Source organism: Streptomyces sp. MH60 (genome assembly GCF_002939385.1).
Taxonomy (GTDB): Bacteria; Actinomycetota; Actinomycetes; order Streptomycetales; family Streptomycetaceae; genus Streptomyces.
Window position 1 is genome coordinate 1 of record NZ_MULI01000012.1, and the last position, 12,931, is coordinate 12,931.

12 protein-coding genes are annotated in these 12,931 nt (G+C 72.7%); 3 read left to right on the forward strand and 9 right to left on the reverse strand.

The genetic code is table 11. The annotated features are described in order from the left end of the window. Positions 1-705 precede the first annotated feature (705 nt). Positions 706-1,716 (forward strand): tryptophan--tRNA ligase, encoded by a 1,011-nt coding sequence (gene trpS, locus BZZ08_RS10955; RefSeq protein ID WP_104631987.1) that lies wholly within the window; start codon positions 706-708, stop codon positions 1,714-1,716. On the opposite strand, the gene BZZ08_RS10960 is transcribed toward trpS, so the two are convergent. Continuing rightward, complete coding sequence (locus BZZ08_RS10960; protein WP_104631988.1) at positions 1,671-2,684, reverse strand: GlxA family transcriptional regulator; 1,014 nt, start codon at positions 2,682-2,684, stop codon at positions 1,671-1,673. The genes trpS and BZZ08_RS10960 overlap by 46 nt on opposite strands. 74 nt (positions 2,685-2,758) lie before the next feature. On the opposite strand from BZZ08_RS10960, the gene BZZ08_RS10965 reads away from it, so the two are divergent. Further along, complete coding sequence (locus BZZ08_RS10965; protein ID WP_104631989.1) at positions 2,759-3,340, forward strand: cysteine hydrolase family protein; 582 nt, start codon at positions 2,759-2,761, stop codon at positions 3,338-3,340. A 66-nt stretch (positions 3,341-3,406) separates the two neighbouring features. Here the strand turns inward: BZZ08_RS10965 and proC are convergent, their stop codons facing one another. The 7 genes from proC to BZZ08_RS11000 all read right to left on the reverse strand — a co-directional run bounded on the left by proC (position 3,407) and on the right by BZZ08_RS11000 (position 8,694). Beyond that, positions 3,407-4,219, reverse strand: a complete 813-nt coding sequence (gene proC, locus BZZ08_RS10970; RefSeq protein WP_198601408.1) for a pyrroline-5-carboxylate reductase — start codon at positions 4,217-4,219, stop codon at positions 3,407-3,409. Between the two features lie 139 nt (positions 4,220-4,358). Then, a complete protein-coding gene (locus tag BZZ08_RS10975; protein ID WP_104631991.1) occupies positions 4,359-5,159 on the reverse strand; it encodes an ABC transporter permease in 801 nt (266 codons plus the stop codon). Beyond that, positions 5,156-5,986, reverse strand: a complete 831-nt coding sequence (locus BZZ08_RS10980) for an ABC transporter ATP-binding protein (protein WP_104631992.1) — start codon at positions 5,984-5,986, stop codon at positions 5,156-5,158. Before BZZ08_RS10980 ends, BZZ08_RS10975 begins: the two co-directional genes overlap by 4 nt. Positions 5,987-6,038: 52 nt before the next feature. Continuing rightward, positions 6,039-6,857 (reverse strand): class I SAM-dependent methyltransferase, encoded by an 819-nt coding sequence (locus BZZ08_RS10985; protein ID WP_104631993.1) that lies wholly within the window; start codon positions 6,855-6,857, stop codon positions 6,039-6,041. Between the two features lie 77 nt (positions 6,858-6,934). Then, the gene (locus tag BZZ08_RS10990) at positions 6,935-7,438 is read right to left on the reverse strand and encodes a hypothetical protein (protein WP_104631994.1); all 504 of its coding nucleotides are present in this window, start codon (positions 7,436-7,438) and stop codon (positions 6,935-6,937) included. A gap of 81 nt (positions 7,439-7,519) precedes the next feature. Further along, positions 7,520-8,203: a DUF4232 domain-containing protein gene (locus BZZ08_RS10995; RefSeq protein ID WP_104631995.1), complete on the reverse strand. Its 684-nt coding sequence runs from the start codon at positions 8,201-8,203 to the stop codon at positions 7,520-7,522. Between the two features lie 164 nt (positions 8,204-8,367). Next, on the reverse strand, positions 8,368-8,694 hold the full coding sequence (locus BZZ08_RS11000; protein ID WP_104631996.1) for an SH3 domain-containing protein: 327 nt from the start codon (positions 8,692-8,694) through the stop codon (positions 8,368-8,370). 183 nt (positions 8,695-8,877) lie between these two features. Here BZZ08_RS11000 and BZZ08_RS11005 point away from each other — a divergent pair, with 183 nt between their 5' ends. Continuing rightward, positions 8,878-11,019: a serine/threonine-protein kinase gene (locus BZZ08_RS11005; protein ID WP_104631997.1), complete on the forward strand. Its 2,142-nt coding sequence runs from the start codon at positions 8,878-8,880 to the stop codon at positions 11,017-11,019. 36 nt (positions 11,020-11,055) lie between these two features. Here BZZ08_RS11005 and ilvD read toward each other — a convergent pair whose 3' ends face one another. Next, the gene (ilvD, locus tag BZZ08_RS11010) at positions 11,056-12,909 is read right to left on the reverse strand and encodes a dihydroxy-acid dehydratase (RefSeq protein ID WP_104631998.1); all 1,854 of its coding nucleotides are present in this window, start codon (positions 12,907-12,909) and stop codon (positions 11,056-11,058) included. Positions 12,910-12,931 lie beyond the last annotated feature (22 nt).

Below are 12,931 nucleotides of genomic sequence, written 5' to 3' on the forward strand. Positions count from 1 at the left end.
GGTATCAACATATCTGGCGTTGACTTTTGGCACGCTGTTGAGTTCTCAAGGAACGGACGCTTCCTTTGTACTCACCCTCTCGGGCTTTCCTCCGGGCGCTTCCCTTCGGTCTTGCGTTTCCGACTCTATCAGATCTTTCCGACCCGATTTCCTCGGTGCTTTCCAGGTTCCCGCTTTCGCGTTTCCCTTTCCGGCGGTTCCGACTCTATCAGACCCTTTCGGCCCTGATTCCCCGTCAGCAGGGGTTGTCTCCGCGGCCCTTGGGCCGTTTCAACGAGGTGAGACTCTAGCGGACTCCCGGCTCCCGAGCTAATCGGGGCCGCGTTCATTCGAACGTGGATTCCTCATTCCGTTAATACGCGCACCGACAGAACGACGACGCCGACAACGCGACGGTTCGTCGAAGAGTGGTGGGTACTTGCGGAATCACTGTCCGGGGACCGACCGGGGTCGGCGCTCACGTCGGACAACTCGGAGAACACTAGGAGTGCGGGGCGGTCGTGTCAAATCCCGCGCGGGGCGGGCTGCGCAGGCGTACGGTGGGGCTCGTGACGACGCGTACGTGTACCCAGCTCTGGCGGGCCGCCTGACGGCGGCCGTACACACGTATGCACTCGACGGCCGCCGCTTCGGCGGCCGTTCTCGTATCTCCCTCCAGGAGGGGCGGCCGGCGGGTGGCGGCGGCCCTGACCAGGAGGTGGAGAGATGACACGGGTCTTCAGTGGGGTCAAGCCGACCGGGCACCTGACGCTGGGGAACTATCTGGGAGCCATGCGGCGGTGGGCCGCGGTGGACCAGCACCGGTCGGACGCGTTGTTCTGCGTCGTCGACCTGCACGCGCTGACCGTGGACCACGATCCGGCGCGGGTGCGCAGACTCAGCCGGCAGGCGGCGTCGCTGTTGCTGGCGGCGGGGCTCGATCCCGAGCTGTGCACCGTGTTCGTGCAGAGTCACGTGGACGAGCACGCGCGGCTGTCGTACGTACTGGAGTGTGTGGCGACCGACGGCGAGATGCGGCGGATGATCCAGTACAAGGAGAAGGCCGCGCGGGAGCGGGAGCGCGGGGGGAGTGTGCGGCTGTCGCTGCTGACGTACCCGGTGCTGATGGCGGCCGACATCCTGGCGTACGGGACGGACGAGGTGCCGGTCGGGGACGACCAGACCCAGCATGTGGAGCTGGCGCGGAATCTCGCGGTGCGGTTCAACCAGCGGTACGGGCACACGTTCGTGGTGCCGCGGGTGACCAGTCCGGCGGTGGCGGCGCGGGTCATGAATCTGCAGGAGCCCGCTTCGAAGATGGGCAAGAGCGACGACGTCGGGCCGGGGATCGTCTATCTGCTGGACGAGCCGGACGTGGCGCGGAAGAAGGTCGTGCGGGCCGTGACCGACAGCGGGCGGGACGTCGTGTACGACCGGGAGGAGCGGCCGGGGCTCGCCAATCTGCTGGAGATCCTCGCCGCCTGCACGGGTGGTGACCCCGCGGAGCTGGCGGGTGGGTACGACTCGTACGGCGCGCTGAAGAAGGACACCGCGGAGGCGGTCGTCGAGGTGCTGCGGCCCGTGCGGGAGCGGCATCAGGAGCTGTGCGCCGACCCCGGCTATGTCGAGGGCGTGCTCCGGGAGGGGGCCGAGAAGGCGCGGGCGATGGCGCGGCCGACCGTGGACGCCGCTTACCGGGCGATCGGGCTGCTGCCCCCGGTGAACGCGGCCCGGTAGGCGCGGGGGCTGGTGGCGAGGCGCGCAGCGAAGTGCTGGCGCATCGTGACCTCGCTGCCGAAGCCCGCGCGGCGGGCGACCTCGGGGATGGGCAGGTCGGTGCGTTCGAGGAGCTTCTGGGCCGCGGCGATCCGCTGGTCCAGGAGCCAGCGCAGCGGCGTGGTGCCGGTGGCCGCCGCGAAGTGCCGGGCGAAGGAGCGCGGGGACATGCCGGCGCGGGCGGCCAGGTCGGCGACGGTGAGGGGCTCGTCGAGGTGGCGCAGGGCGTGTTCGCGGACGTCGGCGAGGGTGTCGGCGTCTCGGTCCGCGGGGTGGGTGGGGTGCTCGATGAACTGGGCCTGGGTGCCGGTACGGAAGGGCGCGGTGACCATCGAGCGGGCGATGGTGGCGGCGGCCTCGGCACCGTGGGCCAGGCGGACCAGGTGGAGGCAGAGGTCGATGCCCGCTGCCGTGCCGGCGGCGGTCCAGATGTTGTCGTCCTCGATGAAGAGGGCATCGGGCACGACGGTGACCCGGGGGTGGTGGGTGCGCAGGAGGTCGAGCAGCCGCCAGTGGGTGATGGCGCGGCGGCCGTCGAGCAGGCCGGCCTGGGCGAGGGTGAAGGCCCCTCCGCACAGGGCGGCGACGGTGGTGCCGCGGGCGTGGGCGCGGCGGAGCGCGGCGAGGACCGGGGCGGGTGCCGGGGTGAGGTGGTCGTCGAGGCCGGGGACGACGACGAGGTCGGCCTCCGCCAGCCAGTCGAGGGGGCGGTCGGGGTGGAGGGCGAGGCCGCCGCGCATCGGGACGGTGGCGGTGCCGTCGGCGGCGACGCGGCGCAGCTCGAAGGCGGGGGCGCCGCGGTCGGTGCGGTCGGTGCCCCAGACCTCGGTGATGACGGCGACGTCGAAGGCCCGGATGCCGGGGAAGGCGAGGAGGGCGACGCGGTAGGGGGCCGGTGCCGTTGCCGCGGCTGTGTCCGTCGTCGCCATGGTGGCAGTAAACCATCGATCGCTGACTTTCAGACCGCTGGGGCGGTTGCTCTCCGGGCGGCACGATCGGGGGCATGGACATCGCTGAGAACGCCGCACTGGTGGTCGTGGACGTGCAGAAGGGCTTCGAGGAGCTCGGCTTCTGGGGTACGCGCAACAACCCGGGGGCGGACGACAACATCGCCGCGCTCATCGACGCCTGGCAGTCGAGCGGGCGGCCGGTCGTCTTCGTGCGGCACGACTCGGTGAAGGCCGAATCGCCGTTGCGGACGGGGTACGAGGGCAACGGGTTCAAGGAGTACGTGGAACAGCGGCGCGGGAAGGGGGGCGGTGCCGAGCTGCTGGTCACGAAGAGCGTGAACTCGGCGTTCCTCGGTGCGCCGGACCTGGGCGCCTGGCTGCGGGCGGCGGGGATCTCGCAGCTCGTGCTCGCCGGGATCCAGACGAACATGTGCGTCGAGACGACGGCACGGATGGGCGGGAACCTCGGGTACGACGTGGTGGTCCCGTGGGACGCGACGTACACCTTCGGCCTGGAGGGGCCCTTCGGCTGGCGGCAGAGCGCGGACGAGCTGGCGCGCGCGTCGGCGGTGTCGCTGCACGGGGGCGGGTTCGCCCGGGTGGTGATGACGGAGGAGGTGCTGGCCGGATGCTGAGCGGCGTGCGGTGAGCCTCGTGGGGGCGGGGCTCGTCCAGGTCGCCGGGTCCGGTTCGGCGGTGCGTCAGTCCTTGGTGCCGGAGGCCAGTTCGCGGCTGCGGTCGCGGGCGGCCTCCAGGGCGGCGATGAGGGCGGCGCGGACGCCGTGGTTCTCCAGCTCGCGGATGGCGTTGATGGTGGTGCCGGCGGGGGACGTGACGTTCTCGCGGAGCTTGACCGGGTGCTCGCCGCTGTCGCGGAGCATCTTCGCGGCGCCGATCGCGGACTGGACGATCAGGTCGTGGGCCTTGTCGCGGGGCAGGCCGAGGAGGATGCCGGCGTCGGTCATGGCCTCGACCAGGTAGAAGAAGTACGCCGGTCCCGAGCCGGAGAGGGCGGTGCAGGCGTCCTGCTGGGACTCGGGGACGCGGAGGGTCTTGCCGACGGCACCGAAGATCTCCTCGGTGTGGGTCAGGTGGGCCGCGGTCGCGTGGGTGCCGGCCGAGATCACGGACATGGCCTCGTCGACGAGGGCCGGGGTGTTCGTCATGACGCGGACGACCGGGGTGCCGGGGGCGAGGCGCTCCTCGAAGAACGAGGTGGGGATGCCCGCCGCGCCGCTGATGACCAGGCGGTCGGCCGGGACGTGCGGGGCGAGTTCGTCGAGGAGGGCGCCCATGTCCTGGGGCTTGACCGTGAGGATCAGGGTGTCGGCGGTCTTGGCGGCCTCGGCGTTGGTGACCGGGGTGACTCCGTGGCGGGCGCGGAGTTCCTCGGCCCGCTCCCGGCGGCGGGCGGTGACCAGGAGGTCGGCGGGGGCCCAGCCGGCGCCGATCATGCCGCTGAGGAGGGCTTCGCCGATCTTGCCGGTGCCGAGGACTGCGACTTTCTGGGTCATGGGTTCGGTGCCCTTCGGAGTGTGCGCGTCGTCCGGGGTCATCCTCGCATTGCGGGTGGGGGTGGGGGTGGTGCGTCCAGTCCGCGGGACGCGGGTGGGGGGCGGTGCGGGGTCCTCAAGCGCCGGACGGGCTGGTTGATCATGTCGTGCGGCGCTTCAAGGTCGCCGCTCCCAGAGCCAGGACCAGCAGGGCGCAGCCGGCGACGATCAGGGCGTCGCGTACGAAGGCGGTGGTCATGTCGGTGTGGCGCAGGACCTCGTTCATGCCGTCCACCGCGTAGGACATGGGCAGCACGTCGGAGACGGCCTCCAGGGCCGGGTGCATGTTGTCGCGCGGGGTGAAGAGGCCGCAGAGGAGGAGCTGGGGGAAGATCACCGCCGGCATGAACTGGACCGCCTGGAATTCCGAGGCCGCGAAGGCCGAGACGAAGAGGCCGAGCGCGGTGCCCAGGAGGGCGTCGAGCAGGGCGACCAGGAGGAGGAGCCAGGGGCTGCCCGTCACGTCCAGGCCCAGGAACCAGACCGCGAGGCCGGTGGCGAGGGCCGACTGGACGATGGCGAGGACGCCGAAGGCGAGGGCGTAGCCGGCGATGAGGTCGCCCTTGCCGAGCGGCATGGCGAGGAGGCGTTCGAGGGTGCCGGAGGTGCGCTCGCGCAGCGTCGCGATGGACGTGACCAGGAACATCGTGATCAGCGGGAAGATGCCGAGGAGCGAGGCGCCGATGTTGTCGAAGGTGCGCGGGCTGCCGTCGAAGACGTAGCGCAGCAGGAAGAGCATCACGCAGGGGATCAGCATCAGGAGCGCGATGGTGCGGGGGTCGTGGCTCAGCTGGCGCAGGACCCGGGTCGCGGTGGCCGTGGTGCGGGGGAGGCTGAGGGGGCGGGTGGGCGCCGGGGTGAGGGTGGGCGCAGCCGCCGCGGGGGCCGTGGGCGTGGTCATCGGGTGGTCTCCTTCGTGCGGGCCGCCGCCTTGGCCTTCGCCTCGTCGACCAGGTGGAGGAAGGCCTCCTCGACCGTCTCGGAGCCGGTACGGGTGCGCAGGGCGTCGGGGGTGTCGTCGGCGAGGACCTCGCCCTCGCGCATCAGGAGCAGCCGGTGGCAGCGCTCGGCCTCGTCCATGACGTGGGAGGAGACGAGGAGGGTGGCGCCGCGGCCGGCGGCGATGGAGTGGAAGAGGGCCCACAGGTCCCGGCGGAGTACGGGGTCGAGGCCGACCGTGGGTTCGTCGAGGACCAGGAGTTCGGGGGCGCCGAGGAGGGCGACGGCGAGGGAGACGCGGCTGCGCTGGCCGCCGGAGAGGTTGCCGGCCAGGGCATCGGCGCGGGTGGTGAGGTCGACGTCGGCGATGACCCGGGTGACGTCCTCGCGGCGGCGGTCGGCGGCCGCCCGGCCGGGGTCGAGGATCTCGGCGAAGTAGTCCAGGTTCTGGCGGACGGTCAGGTCGTCGAAGACGGACGGGGCCTGGGTGACGTAGCCGACGCGGGTGCGCAGGGCCGGGTGGCCGGCCGGGCGGCCGAGGACGTGCAGGGTGCCGGTGACCTTGGACTGGGTGCCGACGACCGACCGCATCAGGGTGGACTTGCCGCAGCCGGAGGGGCCGAGGAGGCCGGTGATGCGGCCGCGCGGGACGGTGAAGCCGAGGCCCCGCAGGACGGTGCGGGTACCGCGGACGACGGTGAGGTCTTCGGCGTGGACGGCGGGCGGGGCGGGGTCGTCGCCGTGGCCCCCGGGTGGCCGGGAGGAGTGTTCCGGCAAGTAATTCATCATGTGATGAATAGTCCTCCCGGGTGCCCGTGGCGTCAAGGGCCGCCGAGCGTCCTCACGTTTCGGGGGTCCGGGCGACGAGGAGGTGGACGTCGTACGTCTCCTCGACGCGTCCGGTCGGGAAGGCGGCCAGCAGGTGGCGGCGCTCCTCGGCGAAGAAGGCCGCGGCGCGTTCCTCGGTGTCGGTCAGGAAGACCGAGTGGCTGCCGAGGTTGGCCAGGTGGGTGTCGAGGGGGACGCGGCGGCTCCAGCGGACCTCTCGGTGGACGAAGCCGAGCGTGCCGGTGGGGTCGGCGAAGCGGGCGTCGAAGTCCCGCTTCTCGGCGGAGAGGTTCAGGTGCGCGAAGTGCCGGTCGACGCGCCGCGCCGACTCCGCGATCCACGGCACGTCGTGGGCGTCGGTGTTCCACCACAGCGCCAGCGCGCCGCCCGGACGCAACACGCGCAGCGCCTCCGGGACGGCCAGGGCGGGGTCGGTCCAGTGCCAGGCCTGGGCGTAGGTGAGCAGGTCGGCGCGGTGGCCGGCGAGGGGCAGGGCGTCGCCGTTGCCGCGGACCACGGGCACGCCGGGGAGGGTGCGGCGGAACTCGGTGGCCATGCCGGCGCCGGGTTCCACGGCGATCACGTCGGCGCCGCGCTCGTGCAGGCGGGCGGTGGCGAGGCCCGTGCCGGCGCCGACGTCCACGACGCGGGCGCCCTTGAGGGGGCGGCCGGTCAGCTCCTCCAGCGCGTCGAAGAGGGCGGGCGGGTAGGAGGGCCGGTTGGCGGCGTACTGGGCGGCGGCGGCGTTGAAGGAGTGCGCGCGGGCGCTGTGGTGGGCCCGCGCGGGGGTGGTCGCGGCGGCCGGGTCGTCCGGGGTCAGCGGTGTCGTCATACGGCCATGGTGGCCGGGCCGGCCCGGACGGGGCGGGGGTTCTCGGGAGCGCCGTGGGCGGCGGGCTCCCACTCGGGTTACTTCCCGCGGCGCTTCCGCGACGGGTTGCCCGAGCGGCGGACGGTGCGCTTCTCGTACTCCTCGCGCGCCTTCTCGTACTCCTCGCGGTGCAGTTTCTCGCCCGGCGCCTCGGTGAAGGTGCGGCAGAAGTAGGCGAGGAGGGAGCCGACGAAGCCGATGGCGAGCAGGCCGCGCATGGAGGCCTGGCGGTCGGGGTCGGGCCGGCTGGTGAAGCCGGACCAGGTGTGGCGGAAGGCCAGGGCGCTGCAGATCGCGAACATCACGATCATCAGCAGCGAGACGAAGCTGCCGATGTCGGCGATCTGGAGGCCCTGGTAGGCGACGCGGAGCACGAAGCAGGCGGCGGCCGCCACGGCGAGGGAGCCCACGGCGAGCCCCACCCGGCGGGCGGTGTAACCGTGGTCGTGGTCCACCCAGGTCGTGCCGTAGAACCGGAGGGGTTCGGGGCGGGGGCCCGCGGGGATGTCCGGGCTGCCGTTCTTGCCGTTCTCTGCGCTCACGGGTCGATTATGGCGCCGGTGCGGCGCGGGCCCCGGGCGGGCCCGGCACACCGGACGAGGCGCGTGGGGCGAGCGGTGCGATCAGCCGCCCTGGCCGGCGCTGCCCATCGGGCCGACCCGCACCGGGGAGCCCGGTTCGTCCGAGGCGGGCAGCGAGGCGCCGCCCGGCCAGTCGAGGGTGACCGACTTGGTCTCGTTCGGCGGGGTCACCACCAGCCCCGTGATGCGGACGCCGGAGCCGCCCGTGTCGTTGACCGGGTAGGTGATGCCGAAGGTCACGTTCTCGCCGTCCTTGAGGACCACCGGCGAGGCCTCCTCGCCCGTGCGCTCCGCGGACAGGGTTCCCGCGTTGGTCTTCAGGTCGACGCCCGCGTAGCCCGCGAGCGTGCAGTCCCGGCCGCCGCCGTTCTTCAGGTCCACCGCGACGGTGCCCTCGGTGTCGCCGCCGACGGTGGCGTCCATCGCCGTGATCTCCAGCTCGTCGGTGCGGCACTTGGCGGCCTGGCCGTCCTCGGCGGACCCGCCCGACCCGCCGGTGCCACCGGATCCGTCGGCGTCGCCGGTTCCGTCGGGGGTCTTCCCCGCGGAGTCCGTCCCGCCCTCCTGGTCCGAGCCGGCCGATCCCGAGCCGCCGTTCGAGGAGGACGCGGCGGAGGCGGCCGGCGGGGCGGCGCTCTGGTCCGTGCCGTCGTCGTTCTGGCAGGCCGTGAGCGAGAGACCGGCGGCGAGGGCCATGGCGGCGAGGGTCAGCTTGCGAACGCGCATCGTTGTCTACCTCAGAGTCGGTTGGCGTGCCGGGCCGCCCGTACCCATCGGTGCGAGCGGCGCTTCCGATCACCAAGAGCCGCTCGGCCCGGCAGACCGTTCCCGTCGGCGACCTCCTAATACGTTGCTGGGACGGCGCTGTTACAAGGTCATCGGCGGCCGGCTCAGCAGCGAGGGGCCACGTAGCCGTCGCTGCCGGTGCGGATGTACGCGTCGGAGACGTACTGGCCGCTGCCGATGTTGTCCCAGATGTTCGAGGTGCCGTAGGGGCCGGAGACCCGCTCCCCCGTGCGCTGGCAGTTGATCGTGACCCTGGAGCCCTCGGCCAGGACCCGCACCACCGAGTAGTTGGTGCCCGGTCCGCTGCGGACGTTCAGGCGGTAGCCCGGCGCGACCGGGTAGGAACTCAGGGCCGCCGCCGCGACGACTCCCCCGGCCTGTGCCGCTTCTTCCTCTTCGCCGCCGATGTTCTGGACCTGGTCGACAGACATGGACGAACTCCCCCCGTTGAGCCCCACGACTTTCGTGGGGCACCGTTGATACCCCGAGAACAAACCATGAAACACCAGTTCGCCACTCGCACACGCGAGTCGGCGGGCCGCCTCTGTCCCGCAGGCCCCATCGACTAGGCTCCGAGCGTCGCTCGCGCGAACGAACAGCACGGGGGTGGTTCCATGGCGCCGCAGCGGGATGCCGGAGCGGACGCGGAAGCGGAACTTCCGGAGTACGCCGGCCACTACCGGCTGGAGTCCCGCCTCGGCTCGGGCGGCATGGGCGTCGTGCACCTGGCCCGCAGCACCTCCGGGATGCGCGTCGCGGTCAAGGTCGTGCATGCGACGTATGCCAGGGACCCCGAGTTCAGGGGGCGTTTCCGGCAGGAGGTGGCCGCGGCCCGGCGGGTGAGCGGGGCCTTCACGGCACCGGTCGTGGACGCCGACCCGGAGGCCGGTCGGCCCTGGATGGCCACGCTGTTCATCCCCGGTCCCACGCTCTCGGAGCACGTGAAGCGGAACGGGCCGATGGACGAGCCCCAGCTGCGCCGGCTGATGGCCGGGCTCGCCGAGGCGCTGCGCGACATCCACCGGGTCGGCGTCGTGCACCGGGATCTGAAACCGAGCAACGTCCTGCTCGCCGAGGACGGTCCGAAGGTCATCGACTTCGGCATCTCCCGGCCGAAGGACAGCGAACTGCGCACCGAGACCGGGAAGCTGATCGGTACGCCGCCGTACATGGCGCCCGAGCAGTTCCGGCGGCCCCGGGAGGTGGGGCCCGCGGCCGACGTCTTCACCCTCGGCTCGCTGATGGTGCACGCGGCGACCGGGCGGGGGCCCTTCGACTCCGACAGCCCGTACGTCGTCGCCTACCAGGTCGTGCACGACGAGCCCGAACTGACCGGCGTACCGGACTCGCTCGCGCCGCTGGTGGTGCGGTGTCTGGCCAAGGAGCCCGAGGACCGGCCGACGCCGGACGAGTTGATGCGGGAACTGCGGTCGGTCGCGGCGGCCTACGACACGCAGGTGTTCATACCGGCACCGCGGGCGGAACGGGCCGAGAGCCCGCGGGAGGCCGGTGAGGAACCCGCCCCGCGTGCTCCCGCCGAGCCGTCCGGGCGGTCCGAACGGTCCGCGCGGGTCGTACGGCGGCTGGGGAAGCGGTCGGCGCTCGTCGCCGGGGCGCTGGGGCTCGCCGTGACCGGGAGCCTCGTGGCGGTGCAGGCGTTCGGCGGTGCCGAGCCCGCGCGTACGCCCACCGCGCAGAGTGCGCCGGGCGGGTTCGGGGCGTGGGAGGCGGGGCCCGCGACGAAGGGCGGCGGGATGCCGCAGTGCTCGTACGCGGCCCGGCGGCTGCTGTGCGCGCGGCCCGGTCTGGTCTTCGCGGTCGACCCGGCCGACGGAAGCACCCTGTGGCGCCACCCCGTCGAGGAGACCGTGCGGGACGAACCCCCGGTCGTGTCGGGCGGGCTCGTGCAGCCCGAGGTGGGCCTGCTGGGCCCGCTGGAGGCGCTCGACCCCGCGACGGGTGAGCCGAAGTGGCAGGAGGACATGCCCCCGTACGACGGGCTGCGTACCGTCGGCGACATGCTGCTGCTCACCCGCGCCGACGGGATGGTCACCGGCGTGGACAGCGCCTCGGGGCGGACCAAGTGGTCGCGCCGGATCCCCGGGCAGGCGGTGCCGTACTTCACCTCGTTCGCCGGGGAGCGGCGGCCGGCGGCGTACGCGACGAGCCCGAGCGCGGACGGGAAGGGGACCCGGGTCACCGCGGTGGACCCGGCGAGCGGGGACGTGCGCTGGGACGCGGAGCTGGCGGGGGAACTGAAGCCCGTGGGGGCCGCGGACGGGTCCGTGTTCCTCGTCGCCGCCGAGGGGGCGACCTACGGCGACGTCAGGACCGTGGTCCGCTACACGCCGGCCACCGGGGCGACCCGGCGGGTCACGCTGCCCATCCCGGTGGAGCAGGCGCAGGCCGGGGTGCGCGGGGACACCGTGTACCTCATGGGCGCGGGCGGCTCGCTGGTGGCCGCCGACATGGCGGCGGGGAAGCAGGCGTGGCGGCTGGAGACGGGCGTGAGCCGGGGCTCCTCGCCGGTCTCCGACGGGCGGCACGTGTACGTCACCGCGCCCGACGGGCGGCTCCTCGGCGTCGACGCGCGCCGGGGCAAGCTCCTCGGGCAGACCCGGCCCCGGCTCGGCCCCGACTCCGACAAGGTGCCCGCCTCGCTGCCGGCGCCGCTGCTCGCGGGCGGGTACGTGTACGCCGGGGCGCCGGACGGGACGGTGTTCGGGGTGTCGGGGCGGGACCCGGCGGCCTGGTAGGCCGTACCGGGTCCCCTGCCGGGTCCCTCGGGGGTGTCAGCCCAGCTTGCTGACGTCGCGCACCGCGCCCTTGTCCGCGCTGGTGGCCATCGCGGCGTACGCCTTCAGGGCCGCGGAGACCTTGCGGTCGCGGTTCTTCGGGGCGTACACGCCGTTCAGGGCCTGCTCGCGGCGGGTCAGCTCGGCGTCGTCCACGAGCAGTTCGATGGAGCGGTTCGGGATGTCGATGCGGATGCGGTCGCCGTCCTCGACCAGGGCGATGGTGCCGCCGGCCGCCGCCTCCGGGGAGGCGTGGCCGATGGACAGGCCCGAGGTACCGCCGGAGAAACGGCCGTCGGTGACCAGGGCGCAGGCCTTTCCGAGACCGCGGCCCTTGAGGTACGACGTCGGGTAGAGCATCTCCTGCATGCCGGGGCCGCCCTTGGGGCCCTCGTAGCGGATGACGACGACGTCGCCCTCCTTGACCTGCTGGGTGAGGATCTTCTGGACGGCCTCCTCCTGCGACTCGCAGACGACCGCCGGGCCCTCGAAGGTCCAGATGGACTCGTCGACGCCGGCCGTCTTGACCACGCAGCCGTCCACGGCGAGGTTGCCGCGCAGGACCGCGAGGCCGCCGTCCTGGGAGTAGGCGTGCTCGACGGAGCGGATGCAGCCGCCCTCGGCGTCCTCGTCCAGGGAGTCCCAGCGCTCGGACTGGGAGAAGGCCTCGGCGGAGCGGACGCAGCCGGGGGCCGCGTGCCACAGCTCGACGGCCTCCTGCGACGGGGAGCCGCCGCGCACGTCCCAGGTCTTCAGCCAGTCGGCCAGGGACGGGCTGTGGACGGAGTGCACGTCCTCGTTGAGCAGGCCCCCGCGGTGCAGCTCGCCGAGGAGCGCCGGGATGCCGCCCGCGCGGTGCACGTCCTCCATGTAGTACGTGCGGTCCTTGGCGACGTTCGGCGCGACCTTGGCCAGGCAGGGGACGCGGCGCGAGAGGGCGTCCATCTCGGTGAGGCCGTAGGGGACCTCCGCCTCCTGGGCGGCGGCCAGCAGGTGCAGGATCGTGTTGGTGGAGCCGCCCATCGCGATGTCGAGCGCCATGGCGTTCTCGAAGGCCGCGGGGGTGGCGATGTTGCGGGGCAGGACCGAGTCGTCGTCCTGCTCGTAGTAGCGGCGGGTCAGGTCCAGGACCGTGCGGGCCGCGTTCTCGTAGAGCGCCTTGCGGGCGGTGTGGGTGGCCAGGACCGAGCCGTTGCCGGGCAGGGAGAGGCCGATCGCCTCGGTCAGGCAGTTCATCGAGTTGGCGGTGAACATGCCGGAACAGGAGCCGCAGGTGGGGCAGGCGTTCTCCTCGATGCGGAGGATGTCCGCGTCGGAGATCTTCTCGTTGACCGCCTCCGACATCGCGTCGACCAGGTCGAGGGTGCGGACCGTGCCGTCGACCAGGGTGGCGCGGCCGGACTCCATCGGGCCGCCGGAGACGAAGACCGTCGGGATGTTCAGGCGGAGCGCCGCGTTGAGCATGCCCGGGGTGATCTTGTCGCAGTTGGAGATGCAGATCAGGGCGTCGGCGCAGTGGGCCTCGACCATGTACTCCACGCTGTCCGCGATCAGGTCGCGGGAGGGGAGGCTGTAGAGCATGCCGCCGTGGCCCATGGCGATGCCGTCGTCCACGGCGATCGTGTTGAACTCGCGCGGGATGCCGCCGGCCGCGACGACCGCCTCGCTGACGATCCGGCCGACCGGCGCCAGGTGCGTGTGGCCCGGCACGAACTCCGTGAAGCTGTTGGCGACGGCGATGATCGGCTTACGCCCGATGTCCGCGCCGGGTACACCGGAGGCACGCATAAGGGCGCGGGCGCCCGCCATGTTGCGGCCGTGGGTGACAGTGCGGGACCTCAGTTCGGGCATCGTCGCTCGCTCCTTCGGAGAG

Excerpts from the sequence above, each read along its gene's own strand:
- BZZ08_RS10960 (WP_104631988.1), bottom strand. The coding sequence starts at position 2,684 with ATGGCGACGACGGACACAGCCGCGGCAACGGCACCGGCCCCCTACCGC.
- BZZ08_RS10995 (WP_104631995.1), bottom strand. The coding sequence starts at position 8,203 with ATGCGCGTTCGCAAGCTGACCCTCGCCGCCATGGCCCTCGCCGCCGGT.
- BZZ08_RS11000 (WP_104631996.1), bottom strand. The coding sequence starts at position 8,694 with ATGTCTGTCGACCAGGTCCAGAACATCGGCGGCGAAGAGGAAGAAGCG.
- BZZ08_RS10980 (WP_104631992.1), bottom strand. The coding sequence starts at position 5,986 with ATGATGAATTACTTGCCGGAACACTCCTCCCGGCCACCCGGGGGCCAC.
- BZZ08_RS11005 (WP_104631997.1), top strand. The coding sequence starts at position 8,878 with ATGGCGCCGCAGCGGGATGCCGGAGCGGACGCGGAAGCGGAACTTCCG.
- BZZ08_RS10975 (WP_104631991.1), bottom strand. The coding sequence starts at position 5,159 with ATGACCACGCCCACGGCCCCCGCGGCGGCTGCGCCCACCCTCACCCCG.
- ilvD (WP_104631998.1), bottom strand. The coding sequence starts at position 12,909 with ATGCCCGAACTGAGGTCCCGCACTGTCACCCACGGCCGCAACATGGCG.
- trpS (WP_104631987.1), top strand. The coding sequence starts at position 706 with ATGACACGGGTCTTCAGTGGGGTCAAGCCGACCGGGCACCTGACGCTG.
- BZZ08_RS10965 (WP_104631989.1), top strand. The coding sequence starts at position 2,759 with ATGGACATCGCTGAGAACGCCGCACTGGTGGTCGTGGACGTGCAGAAG.
- BZZ08_RS10985 (WP_104631993.1), bottom strand. The coding sequence starts at position 6,857 with ATGACGACACCGCTGACCCCGGACGACCCGGCCGCCGCGACCACCCCC.
- proC (WP_198601408.1), bottom strand. The coding sequence starts at position 4,219 with ATGACCCAGAAAGTCGCAGTCCTCGGCACCGGCAAGATCGGCGAAGCC.